The following is a 26,290-nucleotide window of genomic DNA, read 5'->3' as shown; positions in this document are numbered from 1 at the left end:
GCGAACGGTAATTGGATGCAGCGATCATTACGATCAGTTCTCAAATCATGACGTTAAAAATCTATGAAAGTAAGACAAGAGTGGTTGAGGAGACGTTGCAATTCCGGGTCTCGATTGGACATGATATTTATCATGCCGGCTTAATTGAATTAACGACATTAAAAGAGATGTGCCGAGGGCTAGAAGGCTTTCGGCTCAAGCTCGAAGAATTTGCGATTAAAGAAGCGCTCGTTTTTGCTACAGCGTCAATTCGTGAAGCGGAAAACGCGTTGTATGTAAAAGACTATGTGTACAACAGAACCGGATTTTCTTGGTATTGGTTAGACAATGCGGAGGAGAGGCAATACCATCAGCTGGCGGTAGCTGAACATGTGCCTAATTATCAAGAGCGGCTTAAAGAGGGCGCGTTGCTCGTTGATATTGGAAGCGGCAGTATCCAATTGACGATGTATCAACAAGAAAAGCTCCTATTCTCTCAACATGTGAAGCTTGGTCCTCTTCGAATTCAAGAAGTCGTGACCCGTATGGAAAATCAAATTGATCGCCATCAAGATTTGATTGAAGATTACATTTTGAGCAAAATTGAAAGTTTGCAACCGATCATTGAGTCTACACAGGAATTGAAGCATTTAATCGTATTTGGCACAGATTTAAAAGCATTTAATCAGTTGTTCCAGGCGTACGATCAATTAACCGTTGATCATTTTCATGAAGTCTATACACAGTTACATGAGAAAGAACCGCGAGCGTTTGCGACGGAGTTCCAAGTATCAAGAGCTGAATATCTGCAGCTGCTACCGTCCGTAATTATTTTGAAGCTCATGTTGCAGTGGACAAATGCTTCGCAGCTGCATCGTTCGGAGTCAGACTTGTGTGATGGATTAATTGCTGCACAAAATGAGCGAGCACTACTGGCATTTGAGCAAGATCTAATGACGGCGGTCTGGCGTATTGCCGAACGTTTTCAATGCTCGAAGTTGAACAATGATGCTGTGCTAATGTATGCAACGCGTGTGTTTGATCAGACAGGGGACATCCATAATCTCTCAAACCGCGAACGTTTATTGCTACAGGTAGCCTGTATTCTGCGAAACATCGGGAACTTAGTTTCTATGAATCACCATTATCTTCACTCATATTATCTGATTAACGAAATGGAAGTCATCGGACTGTCAAATAGAGAGAAACAAATCATTGCCCATTGTGTTCGTTATCATAGCAGCTTGACCCCATTAAATGACACATTACATTTTCAAACGTTACCTGAACAACAAGCGGTCATCATCGGTAAGCTAACGGCAATTCTTCGAATTGCCGATGCGTTAGATGATAGTCGACAACAGAAGATTTCCCGTGTGAACGTCACCATTGAAAAGCAGAATGTTCATCTCGATCTCTATTCGAATGATGAAATTACGCTAGAAAGTTGGGTTTTATCAAATAAAGCCTCGTATTTTGAATGTGTATTCGGTATGAATTTTACGTTTAAGGAGATTCGAAGCAATGTTCTTGCATAAAAAGTACATCAATCGGGAGTTTAGTTGGTTGGCCTTTAATGAACGGGTGTTAGACGAGGCGAGAGATCGATCCAATCCATTGATGGAGCGTTTGAAGTTTTTATCGATTACTGGGAGTAACCTGGATGAGTTTTTTATGGTGCGCGTTGCAACGTTGCACCATCAAATGCAAATGTCAATTTCAGATGTTGATATTGCAGGTATGACCGCGACTCAGCAAATCGAAGGCATTTATGATTGGACACAACAAATGGTCCGCAAGCAATACAATACGTATTCCTACATGTTACTGCCTGCTTTAAAAAAGCTAGGCGTAACTTTTTTATCCATCTCGGCGATGTCTCCTGAACAGCAGAAGAAGCTTCATCTCTATTTTAAAAAGGAGATCTTCCCAGTGTTGACGCCACTCGCTGTTGATTCATCACGGCCGTTTCCTTTCGTGTCTAATCAATCCATTCATATCGCGGTTCGACTTCAAAAGAAGGACGATCCAACGAGTCCAGTAAAGTTTGCGACAATCGAAGTTCCTTCTGTACTGAGTCGAATCGTCCAAATACCTTACAATGATGCGCGGGAATGGGTGTTGCTTGAAGATGTGATTCAATTTTTCATGTCTGATCTGTTCCAAGGATACCGCATCATTGAAAGTTGTTGCTATCGTGTTATTCGCGATATGGACATCGAGGTCGAAGAAGGCGATGCGATTAATTTATTGAATGAAATGAAAAAGCAACTTCGCATTCGAGAGCGAGGCGAAGTGCTTCGGCTAGACGTAGAAGGGTCCATTTCTAAAGAGATGCATCATGAACTAACACATTCGTTCTCAATTGATGACAACATGATTTTCATACTGCGTGGTCCAGTTGACCTGACGTTTGTACCTAAGCTTGCCCCATTGTTGCCTGAAGATGGATCGCTGTATTACAAAGAGTACGTCCCATATCTCGACGCTGCTCTCGATGATGGAGAGATCTTCGAACAGCTTAAAGAGGCGGATTACTTGTTGCATCATCCTTACGAATCGTTCAAGCCCATCTTAAACTTATTGCAACAAGCAACAGACGATGACGCTGTGCTTGCAATTAAAATGACGTTATACCGGGTTTCTGGCAATTCGCCAGTCATTCGCCAACTTGAAAGAGCGGCTAAACGGGGAAAGCAAGTGACGGTACTTCTGGAATTGAAAGCTCGGTTTGATGAAGAGAATAATATCCTCTGGGCAAGGCAATTGGAGAAGGCTGGTTGTCATGTGATTTACGGCGTCTTAGGGTTGAAAACCCATGCGAAGCTATTGCTCGTCGTACGTCGTGAAAGTGATGGCATTCGCCGGTACGTGCATTTAGGTACGGGGAATTATAATGATCAAACGGCGAAGCTTTACACTGATTTTGGACTGATGACGTCGAATCGGCAATTAGGCTTTGACGTTTCGGCGTTGTTTAATATGTTATCTGGCTTTGCTGAGCCTACACTTTTTAATAAACTCATTACAGCGCCTTACTCATTACGAAATCAAGTGCTCGAGTTTATCAACGTTGCCATAGAGGATCAGAAGCTTGGGAAAAAAGCGTCGATTGCAATGAAATTAAATTCCTTATCTGATCGGGCAATTATTGATGCGTTGTACAAAGCGTCAGCAGCAGGGGTTACGATCCGTTTGCTGATCAGAGGCATCTGTTGCCTTCGTCCGAACGTGGCTGGCTTGAGTGAGAACATCGAGGTTCAATCGATCGTTGGACGTTATTTGGAGCACACGAGAATGTTTTTGTTTACGAGAGAAGAGGGAACAAACGTGTATCTATCAAGTGCTGATCTTATGGTTAGAAATTTAGATGCTCGTGTGGAAACGATGTTCCCTATTGACGACAACGCTGCAAAAACCCGGATCGTTCAAATGTTCGAGACGATGTGGTTAGATAATGTGAAAACGAGGATTCTACAAGAAGATGGTAGTTATAAGCGAGTCGATAAGCGGGGAAAGAAGCGGTTAGATGCACAAGCGCACTTTCAAACAGAAGCCGAAGACAAACGCTCGCAACAACGAAATGAAGAACGGCCCATGTATCCGTTGCGTCCGCTTGATCAGAATACGTAATGATTGAACGCTCCTTACGGGGCGTTTTTTGGTGTGTGGAACCATCAAAAATACGCAATGAAGTATAAAATTCACTATTTTATAAAAATATTAGAGGATCTACGATCTAGATCATGAATTAGGTAAAGGGAAGATTTTTTTACTAACTATAAAAGCGCTTACAGATGAGGTGGGTAATGTGAAGAAGTTCGAAGTAGCTTGTATGCCAGGAGACGGTATTGGGGTCGAAGTCGTACCAGAAGCAATGCGAGTGTTGGAAGCTGTGGCAAAGATTCATGGAGGGCTCATGTTTTCTTTCGATACATTTTATTGGAACTGTGATTACTACGTTCAACATGGACGAATGATGCCAGAAGATGGACTCGATCGATTGAGTCAATATGATAGTGTCTTTCTCGGTGCAATTGGAGACGTTACGAAAGTGCCGGATCACATATCCGTTTGGGAGTCGATCTTGACGATTCGCCGGGAATTTGAACAAGCCTTAAACATCCGACCTGCAAAGATCATTCAAGGTGTCCATTCTCCACTCGTTAATCCAAAAGATTTTGATTTAATTGTTGTTCGGGAAAACAGCGAGGGGGAGTACAGCACAGTTGGCGGAAAAATGTATAGAGGTAAAGACGAAATCGCTGTTCAGAACAACTTCTTCTCACGCCGAGCGATGAGTGAAGCGATGCACTACGCTTTTGACCTTGCTAAAAAACGAAAAGGTCATGTGACAAGTGCAACGAAGTCCAATGGAATTTACCATTCGATGCCGTTTTGGGATGAAGTGTTTCAAGAAGTTTCAACAGACTATCCACATATTCAGACGGATTCACAACATATCGACGCGCTCGTGGCGTTTTTTGTAACGGACCCGTCACGATTTGATGTGATTGTAGCCTCGAATTTGTTTGGGGATATCCTAACAGATCTCGGAGCGGGGATTATGGGAAGTGTCGGAATTGCACCAGCGGCAAACATTAATCTTAATGGAAAGTATCCGTCAATGTTTGAGCCTGTTCACGGTTCAGCGCCTGATATTGCTGGAAAAGGGATTGCTAACCCAATTGGTCAAATTTGGACAGCTAAATTGATGCTTGATCATTTCGGCGAAACGGAACTCGGGGACCTTGTCATGGATGCGATCGAAAAGGTCATTCAATCAGGACGCACGACCAAAGACATCGGCGGAACGTTGTCTACAAAGGAAGTCACAGTCGAAATACTATCAGAATTAAACAACTATTAGGGGGCAGTCCTATGAAATTAAAGAATAAAGTCATGATCGTTACTGGGGCAAAGGGGGGAATGGGGAAACAACTAGTTGAGGATAGTTTGGCTGAAGGTGCGATTGTTGCGGGCTTTGATTTAGCAGAAAATGCCCCGATCTCAAATGATCGCTATTTCTATCAACGTGTCGACCTTAGTGTGGAAGAAGATGTAAATCGTGCGTTTTCAGAAGTGATGATGCGTTTCGATCAAGTTGATGCACTCGTCAATTTAGCTGGAATTGCTCAATCAGCAACACCGCTTGAAGACGTAACATTAGAGGACTGGGAAAGAATTCATAAAATCAATTCGACCTCTGTTTTCTTAACGTGTAAAGCGGCAAGCCGTGTGATGAAGAAAGCGGGAAGTGGTTCGATTGTGAATGTGGCATCCGTCTCGACTGTAAGGCCACGTCCTGGTTTGAATGCATACATTGCATCCAAAGGAGCTGTTGTCTCATTCACTGAAGCGATTGCGATAGAGCTAGCCGAATACGGAATAAGAGCAAATGTTTTGCACCCAGGACCTGCTGATACGGCGATGATTAGCCAATTTGCTGGCGTTGATCAAAACATTGATGAAGTCAAAGAGAACATTTTCAAAAAAAGCGTCCCGCTCGGACGACTCATCCGACCTGAAGATATTAGCACTGGCATCATTTATTTATGTAGTGATGATGCGAGTATGGTTACGGGTACGACATTACGAATTGACGGGGGAAGGGGGCTGTAATATGCAAAAGCCAATGTATATCAATGGTGTTTGGGAAAAGCGGGATGAGGAGCTCATCGTTTTAGATCCTGCGACGAGAGACGTGCATTATTCGGTTCCTAAAGCAAGTGTTCAAGACGTCAATGAGGCTGTAGAGGCGGCACATCACACATTTAATTCCTCGACGTGGCGCTCATTTAAACCGCACGAACGAGGCTATTGTCTACATAAGGTGGCGGCTGACTTACGGGAGCGTCTTGATGAATTCGCTAAGGCTGAAACGTTAGACGTCGGTAAACCACTCAAACAAAGTGAAGCAGATGTCGAAGCGGCCGCCCGTTATTTCGAGTATTATGCAGCGATGGCTGATAAAGTGCTCGGTGAAACGATTCCAGTTGAGCCTGGGATTTTGGATTATACCGTACGAGAGCCGCTTGGCGTTACGGCTCATATTATACCTTGGAACTATCCGATTCAAATTACAGCGAGAAGTGTTGCAGCAGCGATTGCAATGGGAAATACGACGGTCGTTAAACCAGCAGAACAAACACCGAGTACGGCACTTTTATTAGCAGAGAGCATGGAGAAAGCAGGGATTCCAACAGGGGTCTATCACGTAGTGACGGGTACGGGCCAAGAAGCAGGACAGGTGTTAGCGAGTCATTCGCTCGTGCGCCATATTGCATTTACCGGTTCAGTGAAGACTGGAAGTACGATTATGCAAACCGCGGCGAAGCAAATTACACCAGTCACGCCCGAGTTAGGTGGAAAGTCACCGCAAATTGTTTTTCATGATTGTCACTTCGAGCAAGCGGTACAAACGGTCACGAATGCCATTACGCAAAACGCTGGGCAAACGTGTTCAGCAGGTTCGCGGTTAATTATTGAGGCATCGTTAGAAGAACGATTTGTTGAAGCGTTAAAGACAAGCTTTGAAAAGCTGAGCATCGGGCCTGGCATGGACAATCATCAGCTCGGACCGATCATTACCGATGCGCAAGTTGAACAGATTGATGGGTACATTAAACAAGCCAAAGCGGACGGTGCGACGATCGTGACGGGTGGAATGAAGCAAGATGATTATTATTATCGACCAACAATTATTACGAACATCGATGCAAGTCATCCTATTGCGCAAGAAGAAGTCTTCGGACCTGTCATTACTGTTCACCCATTCACGACTGAAGAAGAAGCCATTTCCCTTGCGAATGGAACGGATTATGGTCTCGTTACAGGGATTTGGACGAATGATATAGGACGAGCCCATCGTGTTGCAGAAGCCGCGGAATCAGGCCAAGTGTTTATGAATAACTACGGTGCTGGTGGGGGAATCCAAATGCCTTTTGGTGGCTATAAACGAAGTGGTTATGGTAGAGAGAAAGGCTTGGAAGCTTTGCAAAATTACACGCAGCTTAAAAACGTTGCAGTGTCGTATCGTCAATCTTAAGAAATGAGGTGTGGGTATGAGCGGCGTCCAAAAATACTTTGCTTTTATCGTTGTCGGTTTCAGTGTCATTGCGTTACTATACCCGCCACTGTTTAGCTGGTTAAGCCCATACATCCCTTATTTATTAGGGATTGTCATGTTGGCAATGGGGCTAACAATTAAGCTTCGAGATTTCACGATCGTCTTTAAGCGACCGCTCCCGATGCTTATTGGGGGTGTTGGGCAATTCCTCATTATGCCGTTGATTGCGTTTGGGATTGCAATTCTTTTTCAGTTGCCTCCAGAATTAGCGGCAGGACTTATTTTGGTCGGAGCCTGTCCTGGTGGTACCTCATCCAATGTAATGGTTTATCTAGCAAGAGGAGATGTCGCATTATCGGTTGCAATGACAACAGTGTCAACAGTCATTGCGCCGATTATGACGCCATTAATGATTCTGCTGTTGGCGAATCAGTGGATGCCAATTGATGCTGGTTCTATGTTGTTATCGATCGTACAAGTGATTATCGTTCCAGTTAGTCTTGGAATTCTCATCAACTATTTTTTTCCAAAGGTTGCAAGTGTTGGACGAACGGCACTGCCGAACATTTCGATCTTTGCGATTGTGCTGATTGTGAGCGCCATCGTTGCTGTGAATCAAGAGAACTTAATAACGGTTGGGTTACTTCTATTCGTAGCGGTTATTCTTCATAACGGTTTAGGGTTGTTTGTCGGTTATATCATTGCCAAATGGTGTGGGCTTAACGAAGAACAACGACGTACGATCGCATTTGAAGTAGGGATTCAGAACTCTGGGCTTGGTGGAACACTAGCAACGTTACATTTCAGCCCTTTGGCGGCCTTGCCAAGTGCGATTTTCTCAGTTTGGCAAATTATCTCGGGACCGATCCTCGTCTCGTTTTGGAATCGCGGGAAGAAAGGAAGGGGTCCGTTAAGTTCTAAAAAGCGTATCGTTTAAATGTATCAACAAAACGCGAGTCGAAAAATCTAGGGCTCGCTTTTTGTTATGGAGCCAGTTGTTCTTTCTATTTCAATACCATAATGATAAGATTATTCAAAATAATAAGAGGGGAATGGCGAAATAATGTTTACTGCGCTTACAAGGTTCTCAGACAGGCTCGTACAACGGTATTTGCCGGATGCATTTATCTTCGCATTAGTTTTAACATTGATCGTTTTTCTGTTAGGAATCTTCATTACACCGAACAATCCTGTACAGATGGTACAGCTCTGGGGAGATGGATTTTGGGGTTTGCTAGAATTTACGATGCAAATGTCACTCATCGTTGTAACCGGTTACATATTAGCGAACACGAGTATCGTCAAATCAATTCTTGCTCGTTTAGCCCTTTTTGCTAATACCCCAGGACAAGCCATCATGCTCGTTACCTTTGTTGCGTGTATCGCTTGTTTAATCAATTACGGGTTTGGTCTTGTGATTGGTGCACTATTTGCAAAGCATGTTGTACAACAAGTACCTACGGTGAATTTTCGTTTGCTTGTCGCGTCTGCATATAGTGGCATGATCGTATGGCATGGTGGCTTGTCTGGATCAATTCCATTAACAATTGCAACTCCCGGACACTTCTTGGAAGATACGATGGGAACAATTGCGATTCAGGATACATTGCTTGCTCCATTTAATATCTTTATCGTCGTTGTTCTTGTCATTATGTTGCCATTAATGAATCGTTTGCTCATGAGAGCTGCTGACAGTACAACAAAAATTGAACCGATCGTAATTCAAGAAGAAGCAGCGGTGAAGGAGGAGCCGTCGGAGAATCTCACACCGGCAGATCGCTTGGAAAACAGTCAAATCATTTCGATTGTTATTGGTGGTTTAGGACTTATATTTGTAGTCATGCATTTTATTAATAATGGATTAGATCTGAATATTAACATCGTGAACTTTGCGTTCTTGTTTCTCGGTATTCTCTTCCATCGGACACCAAGAAGGTTTTTGAAGACAGTGTCTGAAGCAGTCAAAAATGCAGGAGGAATCATCATACAATTTCCGTTTTATGCAGGAATCATGGGGATGATGGTCGGCTCAGGACTAAGTGATATGATGTCGGTTATGTTTATAGCGATATCTACTGAGTTTACCTTTCCGCTGTTTACGTTCATTTCCGCTGGAATTGTGAATTTCTTCGTTCCTTCGGGCGGTGGTCAATGGGCGGTTCAAGGTCCAATTATGATGAGTGCTGCCTATGAAATAGGAGCGGAACCTGCGCGTGTGGCGATGGCAGTCGCTTGGGGAGATGCATGGACAAACATGATTCAGCCGTTTTGGACGTTGCCGCTTCTTGCAATCGCTGGATTAAAAGTTCGTGACATTATGGGATTCTGCGTCATTATTCTTCTCTGGACGTTTTTCCCGATTGCTATTGGGTTGCTTTTGATTTAACTTACTATTGATTTGTAGTAACTTAAACCACATTCTCTCCACTAGTTCTTACCTCAAATTAATCAATCACGTAAAAATAGACGAATGCTTGAGCTGGCCCGTTTAGGACTAGCTCAAGCATTCGTTTTGTTAGTTTTATGATCTTCATCTTCGTCCCTTATCCCCTGCAATATCAATTCCTTTGAGCACATTCTCACTCTCTAAGTCTTATCCGCTTAAAACATAACACCTTTCACTCCTATAGATCATTATCCTATTTGAGTTATGGCGCAAAAGATTGATTTTCACTGGACGATAGAGGTATGAAGTACGGTGTCATTTCAGTTTTCTATGCCAGAACTCATAACTGGAAATTGAATCCAAAAGACTAATTGACAGTGATTATCATTCTCAATTAAAGTGAGAGTAGATGAAAACAAGGAGGCGATGATCGTTAGAGCGGTTAAATACGATTTCTCAAAAAGACAATAACAAGATGTTGCACAACAAAGAGAAACCAACGTATATAGTCGTTGCCGCCATTATCGGCGGTGGATTTGCCTTAGTTGTGACCAACAGTGCATTTAATGTGCTTATTCCAGGTTTATCGAACTTGTATGAGATAAAGACATCGGAAGCAAGCTGGTTAATTACGATCTACTTGTTAGCGATGACGGTAACGATGCCAATTGCTGCGTACCTATCAAGAGTTTGGGGGAGGAAGCAATTATTCACTAGTGGAGCTCTCATTTTGTTTGCATCCTCAATATATGGCGCCTTATTCTATGATTCTTTTATTGCGATTGCCTTCGTCAGGTTGTTGCACGGCGTAGCGGCAGGAATTATGATTCCCCTTTCGCTCGTCTTGTTGTTCTCTCTTTACCCGCAATCCTTTCACGGGAGGATTTCAGGATTGTGGGGGCTCGTATTAACAGCAGCACCTGCAATCGGACCATTCTTAGGCGGAGTACTAATGGATTTGGGTAAGTTCCACTATTTATTCTGGTTCATGGTTCCTTTTGCACTATTTGTAAGTTTCATAGGTGTCTTGAAATTACCAGAGCAACGAGCAGTACCAAGAAAAAAGACGAGTCCATATATAATTGGCGTGTTCGCCTGTTCGTTGCTATGTATCTGCTTAGGATTACAGCTGATGGGCACGACAAACCTTACGTATTGGCTGCCCTATCTTTTCTTAATTCTAGGAATTGGTCTACTGTATCTATTTTTAAGAAATCAGAGAAATGCTTCTGAACCTATGATTGCCTTGCACTTGTTTCAGAATCGTCTATACACAGCGTCGGTCGTCATTGTGACCGTGCAACATTCAGTCATGTTTGGTGTATTAATTCTATTTCCCCTCATGATGCAAGATGTATTTTCTTACAGTGCAAGTGTTACTGGTGCACTGTACATCCCTGCTGCAATCTTTGCGAGTCTGTTTGCTTGGTATGGAGGACGAAAAATCGATCAACAATCCACATCTTTTGTGAAAATAGGCATACTACTAACCGCACTTTCTATCCTACTTCTAGCGTTCGTTCCAATCCATGCATCTTTACTTGTATTGATTGTCATTATGGCTATTCGGGGGATGGGAATGGGCCTATCGAACTCGCCCGTCGTAACGATTGGTCTGCATGCACTTGAAGAGAAAGAATGGCATGATGGATCGGCGTTATCCAACACGTTAAAGCGGCTTTCGTCGATGGTAATGGTCATATTCATAACGATGTACTTTGATTTAAGGTGGACTGCCCTTGAGGCAACAGTGACCGTAACAGAGGCTAAATGGCAAGCACTTCAAGAGCTTTGGCTGTTACTCGGATTTCTAATGATCGTGACATTACCGTTAACTAAAGTTATTACAAATCGAACGAAAACTAGGTGAGGAGATAACGATGAATCGTAATCCATGGACGTATGCAGATGAACATACGTGTAAGACATTGCTTAATTGTTACCTAAGAGAATGTGAAGGCACGTTCATTTATGAACAAGAGGATCACTCCTATGAAATTCCATTTCCATCTAGTCGAGCAGCAATTACTGGGAAACTAACGTATTACTCGGCAATGGGAGAACATGAATATCAGAGCTACTTCATCAGACAACAACGAATCGATTATATGGATATCGCTTCTTTAATCGTAAAAGAATTAGAATCAAGCCATTCGACACTCTCACAAACTGAGAAAATGGTATTTCTAAAAAAGGTGAGCAATAGTTTTCATAAGCTCAACATTTTCCTTAGTCAAATGAACGATCGACCGGTTCATGATTACATTAGCTCAGAACAATCTCTCATTCATGGTCACCCGTTTCATCCTTTCCCAAAAAACCGTGAAGGGTTCTACGCCGAAGAAATTGACCGTTACAGTCCGGAATGTCACACAGCGTTTCAGCTTGGTTATGTGGCTGTGAAAGAAGATGCCTATGTTGAAAAGTGGGTCCATGAAAAGGTTCAATTCCCAGATCCGTTAATGGAAAAGGTGAAACGACGTTTAGGCGACCAATATGATGACTATCGGGTTTTGCCGATGCATCCTTGGCAGTATGAACACGTTCAACGTGTGCCTGAGATTAAAGTGGCGATACGCGAAGGCACATTACAATTTCTAGGAATGTTCGGACCGATGGCATATCCTACATCTTCAGTACGAACAGTGTATGTGCCTGAGATGACGTGCAATTTGAAGTTGCCATTAGATGTGCAAATTACGAACTTGAAACGTAACAACACTGTGGAGCAGATGAGACGAACACTTCAAGCGACGCACTATTTAATGGACAATAAGTGTTTCTCTGACGAACCGTACACGCAAATTTCATATGAAACAGCGACAGCATCCTGTCACTTTGATGATGAAAAGTTAAAATCAATGTTCACGTATGCATACCGGCCCGTAAACTTTGATACGAGTCGGACGATGATTGCGTCTAGTTTAGTTGAATGGAATCCGTCAACGGACTGTTACCAATTGGAACAAGTTATTGGACGAATTGATATAGAAGATTGGTTTGAACGGTATTTAGAGATTTCATTAGTACCAATTGTCCGCTTAATTGAAGATAAGGGCGTTCACTTTGAAGCTCATTTACAAAATTGTCTTGTCACATTGGACGAGGGGCTGCCTGTTCAATTCATCATTCGGGACCTTGAAGGTGTAAGTGTTGAACGGGAGAAAGCAACAAACGTTGATGACGATATTGAGCATTCTTATTTGTTTTATTCGACTCAAGCAGCAAGGGAGAGAACGATTTATTATTTCTTCGTTAACCATCTAGGATCTTTAATTCATGTCATTGCGCAACTATGCAACGTGTCCGAGCAGAAGATTTGGCAACGGGTCGATGACGTTTTGGAAAGAGAATATGTGCAGACGAACAATCAATTTGTAAAAGAGATTCGTGATTCAGAATCATTTATTGCAAAGACGAACATGGTTAGCTGTTTATTGAGTAAAGGAGAAACGCCATCATTTGTGCGTGTTAACAATGTGATGCACGCCACACGGAGGGATTTAGATGTACGAAAACAACCTGTTGAAATCCAATAACCGTAACCTTCCAGAAGAAGTAAGAGACCGAATCATGCGCCAAACGTTAGAAGCTCTCTTATTTGAAGGAATCGTATCGTATGCGCATACGGATGGCGATTGGGCCGTCTACGGAGAAAATGAAGAAGGGTCTAAGGTCATCTATACGTTTAAGGCTACTCAAAAGCATTCGTTTCATCGGATAAAAATTAACCCTTATTCGATTAAACGCAACGACGAAACGTGTGAGGATTTATATGTCTTTCTCGAAGAGTTGATTCAGAATCAATTCCATGAGAATCAAGCTTCGTCGTTCATTCGTGAGTTGCTTGAAACGTATGCAAAGGATGCACAAGCGTTACGAGTGCAGCAAGAACCTCAGCCAGTAAATTCACTTTCCTTTGATGATATTGAAAGCCTTCTTATCGAAGGGCATCCGTATCATCCAAGCTATAAATCACGCATAGGGTTTTCATTAGAAGATAATGAACGTTACGGGCCAGAATTTAATCAATCGATTTTCCCGTTTTGGCTCGCAGTACATCAAGATTTAGTAAAAGCAACCAAACTCGCAACAATTGATTGGCAAGAACTTTTGGACGAACACCTTCCTCTTGAGGATCAGCAGCGATTTATAAAGTACATCGAAGGTTCAGGACAAGCACCTGAAGAAATGTATTGGATTCCTGTCCATCCGTGGCAATGGGAGAATGATTTACAACCAAAGTTTCTTCAAGCGATTGAAAATCATAGTGTTGTGTTATTAGGTCGTTCATCGGTTCCTTACCAAGCCCATCAATCTCTGCGTTCGTTAACGAATAGAAATTATTCTGAGTCGACGTATCTAAAACTTCCGTTAAACATCACCAATACATCATCCAGCCGAATATTAGCGAGCCACACTATCCAAAACGCCGCAAAGATAAGTGAGTGGCTGCATTCCATCATTGACGAGGACCCGTACTTTAAAGATGATTCATTCAATATTTTGCGTGAGGTCGCAGGAACGGCTTTCGAATATAAAAAAGCGACTCAAATTGAACAAAAGCAACTATACGGGAATTTAGGTGTGATCTATCGAGAGAATATAAACACCTATGTGAATGAGAATGAACGCGCACTCCCATTAAATGCGGTCACTCACATTCAGAAGAACGGGGTTCCAATCATTCAAGCGTTTATTGATCAATATGGGGCGAAGAGGTGGCTGAACCGACTAATAGAAGTCGTTTCTAAACCATTAATGCATTTGCTTTATAAGCATGGCATTGCGCTCGAATCTCACGCTCAGAACTTGATCGTCATAGTAGAGGATGGCTGGCCAAAGCGAGTCGTTGCAAAAGACTTGCATGATGGGGTTCGTTTTGTACCAGATTCCCGTTTTGGTCCGAAGAACCAACCCGTGCTTATTTCTGAGCCTGAGGCCCATAAAAAGGTGAACCGTTATTCTTTCCTAGAAGCTGACGCATTTACCGATGTGCGTGATTATTATTACGATGCGTTTTACTTTATCTGCATGACAGAAATCGCGTTCTTCTTTGAACGATATATGATTGATGAAGAAATGTTTTGGAAGATGTGTACGAACGCTATTCTTGACTATCAACATGAAGTGAACCTTGATCAAGAACGCTGTGAAGCTTACGATCTCTTCGGTGAAGACATAAAGATTGAACAAATGACAAAGCGTCGATTATTTGGCGACGGTGAATTGTACTTTTCACAGGTAGAGAATCCACTTCTACTAGCAAGGAGGCAGGTAGAATGCGAGCCAATCTCTTAAAGCAGAAGATTGCCCGTAACGAAAAGGTGTTTGGCATGTTCGTGTCTACCCCCCATCCTACGATGGTTGAGTTGCTCGGCTATGCGGAGTTTGATTTTGTCATCATTGATCATGAGCATGCTTCAAGCAGCAAAGAAATGATTGAGAACATGATTCGTGCTGCAGAAGTGACAGGAACGACTCCTCTCGTACGCTTAGCGGAAGTCAACCGCCAAGATATTTTGAAAGTTCTAGATGCGGGTGCGGCCGGGATTGTCATTGCGAATGTGAAGACGAAAGAAGAAGTTGAACGAGCGGCTCAACATACGTTCTATCACCCTAAGGGAATGAGAAGTCTGAATAGTGGTCGTCCTGGTCAGTTCGGCAAGCACTCTTTAACGGAATATATTGAAACAGCCAATGAAGAACTGATGCTCGTACCGATGATTGAAAGTATCGAAGGCATTGAGCAGAGAGATGCGATTGTATCGTGCTCACCTATTGATTTTGTGTTAGAAGGTACGGCTGATCTATCACAATCGTTACACGTACCATGGCAGCTTAATCACCCAGAAGTAGAAGAACATGTAGAGCAACTTTTTGAATCTACAAAACGAGCGAACATTCCTTATGCGATCGTTTCCAGAAATGAAGCCCAACATCAGCAGTGGAGTGAAAAAGGTGTATCGATCTTCGTTCTTGGAGATGAACGAGGAAATGCTTTTCGAGCCTATCAAGCAAAACTGAATCACTACCGTTCGTTAGCGAGGAGAAAATCCGATGAATAGGGAAATCCAACAGTTAGTGACACAGTATAGAGAAGCGTGTCATCAACCATTGTGTGCGTATGTCTATGATCTCGATCGGTTAGCACAAGAAGCTAGAAATATGGTCAAGTTGTTGCCGAAAGATACAAATCTGTTCTATGCAATTAAGGCCAACCCTGATGAACGAATACTTGGGGCATTGTTGCCTTATGTGTCAGGCTTTGAAGTCGCTTCGATTGGTGAATTAAAGAAAGTGAGAAAAGTCTCTGCCGACGTTCCCGTTCTCTTCGGAGGCCCGAGTAAGAAGGAATACGAATTGCGAGGGGCATTGCGTGCGGGAGTGACGTACATTCACATCGAGAGTACGTTGGAGTTACAACGGTTACTACTGATCGCAAATGAATTACAGACCTCAGCGCAAGTTCTATTAAGAATTAACTTGAATTATGATGACCTCCCAACAACAAACGTAACGATGGCAGGAGAACCGTCGCCCTTTGGGATGGAAGAAACAGAAATTGAACGTGCGTTAAAGTTAGTCGCGCATCAGAATTTGGTTCAAATCTATGGCTTTCACTTTCACTCGATATCAAATAATCTACGTGAAGATTTGCACGTAGCGATGATTGACCATTATGTAGATAAAGTGGAAGAGTGGCAATCTACGTACGGACTTGATGTTAAGGTTCTAAATTGTGGAGGTGGATTTGGCGTCTCGTATGATGAGAATCCTAGTTTTGATTGGGAGAAGTTTATCGCTGCTTTAAAGTCTAGTGGTGTTCTTGATCGTGTGAAAGGTAAGCAACTGCTTTTTGAACCTGGAAGAAGAATCGTTGCCAACTGTGGCTATTATGTGACTGAAGTGAACGATCTAAAACAGTCTCAACAGGAACACTTCGCCATTCTTCGTGGCGGTACGCACCACCAACGTCTGCCCGCTTCTTGGGGACATAATCATCCCTTTAAGATTATCCCGATTGAAGAATGGCCGTACCCGTTCTCGCGCCCGACAGTAACAGAGGAGCGAGTCAACATCGTTGGTGAGCTCTGTTCTCCGAAAGATCGACTGCATTCTCAAGCTGAGGTGTCTCAACTTCGGGTCGGAGACTTGGTCGTATTTCTACAATCAGGGGCTTACAGTTGGACAATTTCACACCATCAATTTCTAGGGCATGATCAACCAGCATTTCTTTACTATCGTGACAAGCAGTTTCAGTCTATTTCAAGGAGCGATCATTAAATGGCACCTACATTAAACGTTATTAACGCTGAGACATTGATTATTCAGGATTTGATTCAGGCGTTACGAAGTGAAGGGTTTTTCCCGTTAGATCAGGAACTTCCTTTGCTACGAGATACACGTCCAGAAATTCAACGTTTGTTCGGTGTTGAAGAAGAAACAGTTGTTTATGAACATGATCTTTGCTTTCTATTAGAAAGACGCGCCGGTAATGAGTTGAGCTGGAAGCTTGGTAGTCCCATTTATAGGCGAGGACCAAATGGTTGGACTTTGTTAAAAACAGCAGCGGAAATTGCCAGATCGACCTTCGACATGAATCATGTTGGTGCAAGGAAGTTAATTGAGAGTATAGAAACGTCAATTCACCAGCTGCAGTTAAGTATTGACCATCTTAATGAACAAGACAACAAAGAACTGAATCACTCTTACGATTGGTTTATTGAAAGTGAGCGGGTGGCGTCTTATCGCGATCGCCCGTTTCACCCTACAGCGAAGGCAAAGATCGGGTTTACTGATCAACAATATAAAAAGTATATGGCAGAATTTGGGTGTACGATGCAGTTGTATTGGGTCGCAGTGAAAAAAGATGCGATGGTAACAGGCGAGACGTCTTTAACGCCAATAGATGGTCTCCCTCTAGAAGAACAAAAGATGTTAGAAGAGGAGTTAGGGAGAACGGGAGTCACTCTAGAGGACTATACACTCATGCCTGTGCACCCGTGGCAGATGGAAGTCATCATTAAACCAACGTATGAGCAAGAGATTAAAGAAGGCATCATCGTTCTTTTGGAAACGAGAGCAGGAGATTATGTGGCGACGTCGTCCCTTCGTTCATTAGCGACTGAAGAACCGTCATCAATGATGCTGAAATTACCAGTTAGTGTCACATCATTAGGCGCATCCCGCTATCTACCTGTCGTGAAATTACTAAATGGCGGCTCAGGTGAGCGACTATTAAGGCAAGCAATTGAATGCGATGACGTCCTAACAGAGAAAGTCTACCTATGTGATGAACGTCATTGGTGGGGGTATATGCCTGAATCGAAAGGGTGGTTTGATGAACAACCGAGACATTTAGCTGCTCAACAACGACTCTATCCAGAAGAATTAACGAAAGAGCCTTATCGAATGATTACAATGTCAGCACTTGGTGCTGGGGTTGCAAGTGAAGGCTTCTTGAAACAATTACTAGGTGATCTAGACGTTGAGACGTTTTTTGATGAGCTTGTTGAATTGTTCTATACCGTTGTCATGCGGTTGTTTAAAATTGGTGTCGTTCCAGAGATTCACGGCCAAAACTGTTGTGTCGTCGTAAAACAGGGAAAGCCCGTTGCTCTCTTATTCCGTGATCACGATTCTGTCAGGTTGCACCCACCTTATACTGAGCGCTATGGACTTGAAGATCCTAACTACCGAATCAGACCGGGTTATTCAAACAGCTTGTACAATAACACGGTCGATGATTTGCTATTTTACGTACAAACATTAGGTACTGAAGTTAATATTCGTTCAGTGATTGAGACCTTTGCACAGACGTTTGAGATCACAGAAGAAGAGCTATGGCTCGTAACGAAACAAAGGTGGCAACAAGCATTGAAGGCAGTTGGTTTCTCAGAATTTGAAGAACAGCGGCTACATGTAAAGTTATTTGAAGCGGATCATTGGCCTGTAAAACAAATTCTAAAACCGTTGCTTGATGTTGACGGAGTACCAGGAGCAATGCCCTCCGGGAAAGGTCAAGGTCACAATCCGTTTAAGCGCATTTTAGGAGGCGTCTAGAATGATTCGAATCGTTGATAAGAAAATGAAATACACGAATGAGACGATGGAATTGATGCAACCATTACACACGTCAACCATTGGTCATTTCACCGATTTTGGATTCGTTAACGATCTTAAGACCACGCACCCGGGTAACAGAATTAGTGGCACAGCCGTCACCGTAAAGCTTTCAAATGGTGACGGGAAACCAATCACAGAAGCGCTAAACGAGACGGAAGCTGGAGATATCTTAATTATCGATACGTCAGGCAATAAAACGCACGCGTGTTGGGGAGAGTTTCGCTCCTTACAAGCATTGGCAGCGAAGATTTCAGGAGTGATTATTAACGGAGCGATCACGGACCTCGACACGTTATGGCAAGTGAATCTTCCTGTTTATTATGAAACGGTTTCAGCACAAACGACGAAACCGTTAAATCTAGAAGCAGAGATCCACGGTCTCGTTAGTGTAGGTGGCGTCGTCTTTGAGTCAGGCGATTACGTCATTGCCGATGCGGATGGGATTTATAAATTTAACCCATTGGATTACGAGGATATTATCGAAAAAGCACAGGGAAAAGAACAGCGAGAAGAAGTCAGAAGACGCACGTTTCAAGTGTGAGCTTCAGATGATCGAGATTCGTCGGACCGAGTCATCTCGTATGTGGCATTTTGAAGTTTTATGTTGAGATTTTTAATACTTCCCTTCAATTCTGAAGCAAAACCCCAACATACAACGCGAAAGCAGCTGTTTTCTAACAGTTGCTTTTTTGGTGGAAAAATATTGGTTGTTTTTTGTTACTAAGTATATTAAACTAACTTAAAACATAGTAAACAACTTTGTATTATCAAAATTGAATGGATTTAGGTGATGACATGTCTGCGCTCGTACAAGTGAAAGAGATGAGCAAATCGTTCCATGACAACGAAGTATTGTCAGAGATTTCTTTATCCATAGAAAAGGGTGAATTCGTCTCGATCCTCGGTGAAAGTGGCTGTGGGAAGAGTACGTTACTGAACGTCATTGGGGGATTTGAGGCTCCGACGTCTGGGCATGTACTAATGGATCAAGTTCCTATTGAGAAGCCAACGAGACGTGCAATTATGCTCTTTCAACATTATGGACTTTTGCCTTGGCGTACTGTGAAGAAGAATGTGGAGTTTGCATTAGAACCGACAATCTCATCTGCAACCGAACGAACGAAAAGAGCAAATGAATACATTCAATTAGTTGGTCTTGAAGGCAGTGCCAATCAGTTTCCTGCGGAATTATCTGGTGGGATGCAGCAACGTGTCGCCATTGCTCGCGCACTTGCGATTCAACCTGAGCTGATTTTAATGGATGAACCGTTTGCTGCGCTTGATACGTTTAATCGCTATTATCTTCAAGATGAGCTTTTGCGTATTCAACAACAAGAGCAAACGACCGTAGCGCTAGTGACACATGACATTGATGAAGCCGTCTATTTGTCCGATCGCATTATTATTATGGATCGTAATCCAGGGAGAATTAAAAAGACGATTGCCATAACGCTTCCTAGACCGAGAGATCGTAGCCATGGAGATTTTCATTATTTTAGAAAATTGATTTTTGATACGTTTCATTTTGGAAGAAACGAACTTGATTCTGACTATCACATTTAACGTAAGGAGGAATGATGGTGCATCGTCAAGTGAAAGCGATCAGTGCAAGTGTATTACTCATTGCGGCAATGGTGATTACGGGTTGTCAGCAACGAGAAGCGGCAGCTGATTCAACGATTAAAGTCGGGTATTTGCCAATCACTCATGCAGCACCTCTTTACATTGCAAATGAGAACCAAGAACAATTTATGCAAGACGGAGATATTGAATTAATACGTTTCGGTACGTGGATCGATTTAATGGATGCGTTGAACAGCGGCAGAATTGATGGGGCTTCCGTATTGTTTCCTTTAGCTATGAAAGCTCATGAAAAAGGAATTGATATTAAAGCGACCGCACTAGGACATGAAGATGGAAATGCAGTGATTGCTGGTCCGAACATTGAACAAGTAGAAGATCTAAAAGGTGAAACGGTCGCCATCCCTCATACTTTATCTACACATAACTTGTTGTTAGATGAAATGTTAGAGAACGCTGGCATGAACTACAGTGACGTGAATGTCGTAGAGATGCCACCAGCTGAGATGCCTGCAGCGTTATCAGAAGGAAGAATTGAGAGTTACATTGTTGCAGAACCATTCGGAGCGATTGGTGTGACGTTAGATGTGGGGCATGTGTTGTATCAATCAAATGATCTTTGGCCAGGGTGCCTCTGTTGTGCAATGGTCTTTAGACAAAGTTTCTTGGAAGATCGTCCAGAGTTAGCGAAGCAATTTATGGAAGGTTACGCTCATGCTGGAGAACATGCTGAATATGATCTTGATGCACATATGAACTACTTGAACGTTGATGAAGAAGCATTAGCTCTTTCATTAGAATGGATTTCTTATGAAAATCTGAATATCAATCGTGAAGATTATGAGTATATGAGAGAACGAGTATTGCAATTAGGGTTGATGGAAGAGCCACCAACGTACGACGAGTTCGTCGATACGTCATTACTTGAGGAGACCCAAAGGTAGCTTATGAGAAAAATACTAAATGTCTTAATTGCGTTCATTGTCCTCATTGTCATTTGGCAATCGGTGATTTGGGTTGGTGGGTATGAAGAGGCACTTTTACCTTCGCCGCTCAGTGTTGCGAGTGGCATTGTTGAGATGGTCATTACCGGAACAATTTTCGAGCACATCGGTATTAGTTTGTATCGTTTCTTTATGGGCTACGGTTCAGCAGTGATTGTCGCAATCGTCCTTGGTTTAATCTTAGGGCGTTCACCAAAACTATGGGGAATTGTCGATCCGATTGTTCAAGTATTGCGCCCTGTGGCTCCGGTCGCGTGGACACCTTTTATCGTCTTGTGGTTTGGGATTGGGAATATGCCAGCGATTGTTATTATTTTCATTGCTGCGTTTTTTCCTGTATTGCTCGCAACCGTTTCAGCAGTGAAAAAGGTCGATAACACGTACTTGAAATTAGCGGAAAATTTAGAAGTGAAACAACCAGCTTTAATGTACAAAGTCATTCTTCCGGCTGCATTCCCAGGAATTGCGAGCGGGTTGCACCTTGCTGTTGGGACGGCTTGGATCTTTCTCGTTGCTGGGGAGATGGTAGGCGCCCAATCGGGATTGGGCTACCTCATTATCGATGCAAGAAATGCGCTTGACCTTGATTTGGTGTTAGCGGGAATCTTCTTTATTGGCGTTCTTGGGTTATCAATTGATAAGTTACTTGGATTGTTTGAATCATGGGTAGGCAAACAGTGGGGATTTAACCGTTAGGTTTGACGCTCAAACGGGATGACAGATAAATGTTCTTGGGGAATTCTTTCGCCTGTTTTTTGGTCATAATAACCGATCTCCACGTCGTTGTCAGTTTCTGAATTGATGAGGGCTTTATAACACGTATCAAGGTGTTCGCGTCCCCATAAAAGAAGGGCATGAAAGACCGGTTCAAGGTCTTTGCTTTTCTTGGTCAGTGCGTATTGGTAGCGTGGTGGATGCTTACTATAAAGTTCTGAAACGACCATGCCTTGTTGTTCTAAAGCTTTGAGGCGGGTCGATAACAAATTTGCTGAAATGGTCTCCAGGTTGTGCTTAATATCATTAAATGTCGTATTGCCGACAAGAATTTCATGAATGATTAAAAGTGTCCAACGATCACCGACAATGTTGAGTGTTTGTGCAATGTTACACGGTAATGGATAGCGTTCTTTCATCACGTTTCCTCCTTTAATATCGTAAGTATAACACAGAGTTTACTAAGTTGATTTTTTTAACCTAGTATACTAAAATAACCTAAATAATCAAAAAGGAGTGACGAATACAATGGCATTATTTTTAGTCGAAGCAACATTAACGGATGCAAGGGAGCAAGCTGCTGTAGAGCGTGCGGTCGATACACTTAAACTTGGGGATGCAACACTTATTGAGGTGCAAGTAGCAAACGATTATAAGAAAGTGTATGTCATTATTGAAGCCTCAAAAGAAGCGGATGTAAGTCCAGCATTTAGTGAAAGTGTATTTACAGTACAAGAAGTAAAAGAAGTGAGAATTGTAGGCCAGGACCTAGAGGATGTTCGAAAAACGGCAGGGAAAATCAACTATTTGGTTGAATGGAACTTCCCAGCAGATCTTACGATGGATCAATATTTGGAACGTAAGAAGAAGAATTCTGTGCACTACGCAGAAGTGCCTGAAGTTGAATTCCAACGGACGTATGTGTGTGAAGATATGACAAAGTGTCTTTGTTTCTATGATGCTCCTGACGACGATGCGGTGAAACGCGCAAGAGAAGCAGTGAAAGCACCAGTGAGTTCCATTACTAAACTTTCAAGAGACTAGGATTAGGAGGAGAAGTATATGCTTGAACAATGGCTGAAAACAGAGTTAAAACCTCTCGCACAAGAGATTGATTTAGAAGGGTTTTATCCGAAACAAATTTTACAAGGCCTTGGTGAACAAGGGTGCTTCTCCTCTTCGAATCAACAATCTTATTTGCAGTCGGTACAGCAAGAAGTGGATACTGTACGGCTTGTATCGAAGTATTGTATGACAACGGGCTTCATCACATGGTGTCACTTAGCTGCCATTACGTACGTAAGGCATACAAAAAATGAATCATTGAAAAAGAGGTTACTGGCTCCTTTGGAAAGTGGAAAGGTTCTCGGGGGAACGGGTCTTTCAAACCCAATGAAAAACTATGCAAACCTTGAGCCACTCCATCTAAAAGCACGAAATGTCGATGGAGGCTATGAAGTAAAAGGGACGCTACCATCCGTGTCGAATCTGGGTGAAGATCACTGGTTCGGGGCGGTTGCTAAAGTAGAAAATGAAGATCGTAACGTGATGATTTTTGTGGAGTGTCGAGGAGAGAGACTCGATCTAAAAGAGAAAAAAGATTATGTTGGAATTAATGGAAGTGCGACGTATGCTGTCCGTTTTTTGGACTTGTTCGTTCCAACAGAGCAAGTGTTAGCTGAAGACGCAGATGCGTTCATTAAAACGATTCGTCCCTATTTCCTTGTGTATCAAATTCCCCTCGGTTTTGGTGTCATCGAGGCATCCATTGCTTCAAGCGAAAGTGCGCTAAAGAAGCAAAACGGTTGCAATGCTTATATGGAAGAGCAACCAGATCAAGTGAAAAGGGATTTGGCACGTCAACAAGAACGACTGAAAGAGCAATTCCAAAACGGGCCCCTCATTTGGGAATCATTGTTGCCGATTCGTAAAGCAAGTGCTGAAGATGCTGTGAAAGCAGCACACATGACGATGCTTCATGTTGGAGGGCCCGCCTATTTAAGGAAAAGTCATCCGGCAAGACGTCTCAGAGAAGCGTACTTTCTTGTGAACTTAACACCGACCATACGGCATTTAGATAAGATGATGCAAATCACTTCTAATGAAGCGATAAACTAGGACATTTCCGAGGTCTATGACCTCGGAAATGTCCTTTTTTGTTTTTGAGCGCTTGTTGCATAAAGAATGGGCAAAACCTATGATAAAACAATCAAGAGTATAGTTTTGCAAAATTCAAATGTACAGTTATTGCATGTCAAAACCTCTTAACAGCTGGAATAGACTGATATATACTCCGAGTAGGTTATGGAGGAAGTGCAAAATTGTATTGTGCAAGGGGCGTACGCTGTGGTTTTAGATCAACGAAGAATTGCCATATTGTCTTACCTTAGCCGTGCAACAACAACGGTATCCATACCTGAACTAGCAAACGCTTTAGGTGTGTCAAAACGCACACTTTATTATGATTTTAATGAGATTGACCACTGGCTCATGCATCATCACTTATCACCGATTCAAAGGAATTATAACAAAGGCTTATTTCTTGAAACGTTGACAAAGGAACGCTTACCTTCTTTGTTAACACTCAAGAGACAATGGGATTATCGGTTCACTCAGGTGGAGCGACATTACGTGATTAGTGCGTACTTATTGCTTCATGATGGGTTTGTGTCTTCAAATGAATTGAGTGAACTCGTTCAAGTGAGCCGGGGCACGCTGTTCAAAGATTTAGCAGTCATTACTGAGAAACTTGATGCGTTTGACGTTTCTTTGAACTACTCGAAACAAATTGGATATGAACTGAAAGGGTCTGACCAATCGTTATGGCGTGTGATTCATCAACTCATTCAAATTGTGATTGAAAATGAACATGATGAAGTCATACAAATGCTATTGAATCAGTGTAATCAAGACGTTGATGATGCTGAAGTCATGATTCGAGAAGAGATTGGTAAGCTTGAGCAACAGCTTGACCTTTCATTTAATGAGCAAGTGACGTTGTCTCTCTTGCTACACATACTGATGCTATACAAGCGACCGTTAAATAACCTTTGGGTCGATCGTGAAGAACAGGAAGTCCTGTTGCAATCACAAGCTTTTGGAGCTGTTGATCAACTAAATGAACGTCTTTCAAGTAAGGGCTTCAGACGATTTACTCGTCTCGAATGTGTTGTCTTAACGATTAGAATTCTCGGTTCTCGTGTAACCGATGGCTTAGCGTCATTCACTAAAGATGAGCGCTCCGATATTGACGTCGTAACAACGGAAATTATTGAGCAATTCGAGGCTCATAGTGGCGTTCGTTTTCGTGAAAAGGAACGTCTACAAAAGAACTTAGTCGCACATATTAAGCCTGCCTATTATCGACTAAAGTACAACGAGCCGTTAGATCATCGATATTTGCCATTAATTGAGCATCAATTAAAAGAAGTCTACACCCTAACAGAACAAGCGCTAGAACCATTGGAGCGTTATGTGAATCGTACGATTCCGAGTGAAGAAGTTGCACTCATTGCGATGCATTTTGGCGGATGGATCCATCGAAAGGTAGACCGAAGATCAAAAGCGTATCGCGCTGTAGTGATTTGTGAAAACGGGATTGCAGCATCTTCAATGCTTTTTGCGCAACTAGAAGGATTATTACCTGACGTTGAGATTCTAGACTTCTTGCCCGTTCGTGCGTTTTCGGAGTATGAACAAGACATTGATTTTGCCTTTTCTACAACGTACATTCACACTTCCACTGTGCCAATTATTTATGTTCCGGCGATACTTGGTGATTCGGAGAAAGCACACGTATTACGAGAGTTGCAACGGTTTATGGATCCCGACCGATTAAAACAATCAGATTTTGAAAGTGTAATCGGCATCATTGAGCAACATGCCACGATTCATGATCATGACGCATTAAGGCGCCAGATTGAACCGTATTTTCGCCCAACTAGATCAAGACTTGAGGTGCACAAACCGATGCTACACGAATTAGTAACTGAAGACATGATTACTGTGAAACCAAGTGTCACGTCGTGGCAAGAGTCCATTCGAATTGCCGCCGAACCATTACTAGAGAAAAAATACATTCATCAAGAGTACATCGATGCAATGATCGCAAATGTCGTGACGAACGGTCCGTACATTGTCATTGCACCTAATATAGCAATGCCTCATGCCCGCCCTGAAGAAGGTGTCGTTCAGCTTGGTATGAGTATTCTAAAAACCGACGAGCCGGTTCACTTCTCAGAAGAAGAAAAGCATGATGCTCGAATTATCATTGTGCTTGCGGCCGTTGATAATGAAACGCACCTTAAAGCACTTTCGCAACTTTCAGAGTTGCTCTCTGAAGAAGAGAATACTGAAGAAATTCTAGCAAGTACGACCGTATCAGAAATTGCACACGTGATTCAAAACCATAACAAAGGGGAGTTTTAA

At 42.6% G+C, this 26,290-nt stretch carries 21 protein-coding genes; 20 read left to right on the top strand and 1 reads right to left on the bottom strand.

The window, feature by feature from the left end:
• Positions 1 to 11 precede the first annotated feature (11 nt).
• From JOD17_RS00470 to JOD17_RS00390, 17 genes are all read left to right on the top strand, one after another.
• Complete coding sequence (locus tag JOD17_RS00470; protein ID WP_204695169.1) at positions 12 to 1,517, top strand: Ppx/GppA phosphatase family protein; 1,506 nt, start codon at positions 12 to 14, stop codon at positions 1,515 to 1,517.
• A complete protein-coding gene (locus tag JOD17_RS00465; protein ID WP_204695167.1) occupies positions 1,504 to 3,612 on the top strand; it encodes an RNA degradosome polyphosphate kinase in 2,109 nt (702 codons plus the stop codon). Before JOD17_RS00470 ends, JOD17_RS00465 begins: the two co-directional genes overlap by 14 nt.
• A 178-nt stretch (positions 3,613 to 3,790) precedes the next feature.
• Positions 3,791 to 4,849 (top strand): tartrate dehydrogenase, encoded by a 1,059-nt coding sequence (locus JOD17_RS00460; protein ID WP_204695166.1) that lies wholly within the window; start codon positions 3,791 to 3,793, stop codon positions 4,847 to 4,849.
• A gap of 11 nt (positions 4,850 to 4,860) precedes the next feature.
• Positions 4,861 to 5,601, top strand: coding sequence for an SDR family NAD(P)-dependent oxidoreductase (locus JOD17_RS00455; protein WP_204695164.1), 741 nt, complete (start codon positions 4,861 to 4,863; stop codon positions 5,599 to 5,601).
• A gap of 1 nt (position 5,602) precedes the next feature.
• Complete coding sequence (locus JOD17_RS00450; protein WP_204695162.1) at positions 5,603 to 7,027, top strand: aldehyde dehydrogenase family protein; 1,425 nt, start codon at positions 5,603 to 5,605, stop codon at positions 7,025 to 7,027.
• A gap of 16 nt (positions 7,028 to 7,043) precedes the next feature.
• On the top strand, positions 7,044 to 7,985 hold the full coding sequence (locus JOD17_RS00445) for a bile acid:sodium symporter family protein (protein WP_204695160.1): 942 nt from the start codon (positions 7,044 to 7,046) through the stop codon (positions 7,983 to 7,985).
• A 126-nt stretch (positions 7,986 to 8,111) separates the two neighbouring features.
• A complete protein-coding gene (locus JOD17_RS00440; protein ID WP_204695159.1) occupies positions 8,112 to 9,434 on the top strand; it encodes a short-chain fatty acid transporter in 1,323 nt (440 codons plus the stop codon).
• Between the two features lie 475 nt (positions 9,435 to 9,909).
• A complete protein-coding gene (locus tag JOD17_RS00435; protein WP_204695157.1) occupies positions 9,910 to 11,304 on the top strand; it encodes an MFS transporter in 1,395 nt (464 codons plus the stop codon).
• A gap of 10 nt (positions 11,305 to 11,314) precedes the next feature.
• On the top strand, positions 11,315 to 12,973 hold the full coding sequence (locus JOD17_RS00430; protein ID WP_204695155.1) for an IucA/IucC family protein: 1,659 nt from the start codon (positions 11,315 to 11,317) through the stop codon (positions 12,971 to 12,973).
• Positions 12,942 to 14,735 carry an IucA/IucC family protein gene (locus tag JOD17_RS00425; protein ID WP_204695154.1) on the top strand — a complete coding sequence of 598 codons (1,794 nt, stop codon included), beginning with the start codon at positions 12,942 to 12,944 and terminating at the stop codon, positions 14,733 to 14,735. Before JOD17_RS00430 ends, JOD17_RS00425 begins: the two co-directional genes overlap by 32 nt.
• Positions 14,717 to 15,502, top strand: coding sequence for an HpcH/HpaI aldolase family protein (locus tag JOD17_RS00420; protein WP_204695152.1), 786 nt, complete (start codon positions 14,717 to 14,719; stop codon positions 15,500 to 15,502). The genes JOD17_RS00425 and JOD17_RS00420 overlap by 19 nt, the downstream gene beginning before the upstream one ends.
• The gene (locus JOD17_RS00415; RefSeq protein ID WP_204695150.1) at positions 15,495 to 16,721 is read left to right on the top strand and encodes a type III PLP-dependent enzyme; all 1,227 of its coding nucleotides are present in this window, start codon (positions 15,495 to 15,497) and stop codon (positions 16,719 to 16,721) included. The genes JOD17_RS00420 and JOD17_RS00415 overlap by 8 nt, the downstream gene beginning before the upstream one ends.
• Positions 16,722 to 18,500, top strand: coding sequence for an IucA/IucC family protein (locus JOD17_RS00410; protein WP_204695149.1), 1,779 nt, complete (start codon positions 16,722 to 16,724; stop codon positions 18,498 to 18,500). It abuts the gene before it with no gap.
• A 1-nt stretch (position 18,501) separates the two neighbouring features.
• Positions 18,502 to 19,104 carry an RraA family protein gene (locus JOD17_RS00405; RefSeq protein WP_204695148.1) on the top strand — a complete coding sequence of 201 codons (603 nt, stop codon included), beginning with the start codon at positions 18,502 to 18,504 and terminating at the stop codon, positions 19,102 to 19,104.
• A 254-nt stretch (positions 19,105 to 19,358) separates the two neighbouring features.
• Positions 19,359 to 20,126, top strand: coding sequence for an ABC transporter ATP-binding protein (locus tag JOD17_RS00400; RefSeq protein ID WP_204695147.1), 768 nt, complete (start codon positions 19,359 to 19,361; stop codon positions 20,124 to 20,126).
• A gap of 14 nt (positions 20,127 to 20,140) precedes the next feature.
• A complete protein-coding gene (locus tag JOD17_RS00395) occupies positions 20,141 to 21,088 on the top strand; it encodes an ABC transporter substrate-binding protein (RefSeq protein WP_204695146.1) in 948 nt (315 codons plus the stop codon).
• Positions 21,089 to 21,091: 3 nt separating this feature from the next.
• Positions 21,092 to 21,844 (top strand): ABC transporter permease, encoded by a 753-nt coding sequence (locus JOD17_RS00390; RefSeq protein ID WP_204695145.1) that lies wholly within the window; start codon positions 21,092 to 21,094, stop codon positions 21,842 to 21,844.
• On the opposite strand, the gene JOD17_RS00385 is transcribed toward JOD17_RS00390, so the two are convergent.
• Positions 21,841 to 22,281 (bottom strand): winged helix-turn-helix transcriptional regulator, encoded by a 441-nt coding sequence (locus JOD17_RS00385; RefSeq protein ID WP_204695144.1) that lies wholly within the window; start codon positions 22,279 to 22,281, stop codon positions 21,841 to 21,843. The genes JOD17_RS00390 and JOD17_RS00385 overlap by 4 nt on opposite strands.
• Positions 22,282 to 22,390: 109 nt before the next feature.
• Between JOD17_RS00385 and JOD17_RS00380 the strand changes: the two genes are divergently transcribed.
• The 3 genes from JOD17_RS00380 to JOD17_RS00370 all read left to right on the top strand — a co-directional run bounded on the left by JOD17_RS00380 (position 22,391) and on the right by JOD17_RS00370 (position 26,290).
• Positions 22,391 to 22,906: a DUF4242 domain-containing protein gene (locus JOD17_RS00380; RefSeq protein ID WP_204695143.1), complete on the top strand. Its 516-nt coding sequence runs from the start codon at positions 22,391 to 22,393 to the stop codon at positions 22,904 to 22,906.
• 18 nt (positions 22,907 to 22,924) lie between these two features.
• Complete coding sequence (locus tag JOD17_RS00375; RefSeq protein ID WP_204695142.1) at positions 22,925 to 23,980, top strand: acyl-CoA dehydrogenase family protein; 1,056 nt, start codon at positions 22,925 to 22,927, stop codon at positions 23,978 to 23,980.
• A 228-nt stretch (positions 23,981 to 24,208) separates the two neighbouring features.
• Positions 24,209 to 26,290 carry a BglG family transcription antiterminator gene (locus JOD17_RS00370; protein WP_204695141.1) on the top strand — a complete coding sequence of 694 codons (2,082 nt, stop codon included), beginning with the start codon at positions 24,209 to 24,211 and terminating at the stop codon, positions 26,288 to 26,290.

Source organism: Geomicrobium sediminis, from assembly GCF_016908595.1.
In the GTDB taxonomy this organism is placed as follows: domain Bacteria; phylum Bacillota; class Bacilli; order Bacillales; family Marinococcaceae; genus Geomicrobium_A; species Geomicrobium_A sediminis.
This window is presented reverse-complemented; position numbering and strand designations above follow the sequence as displayed.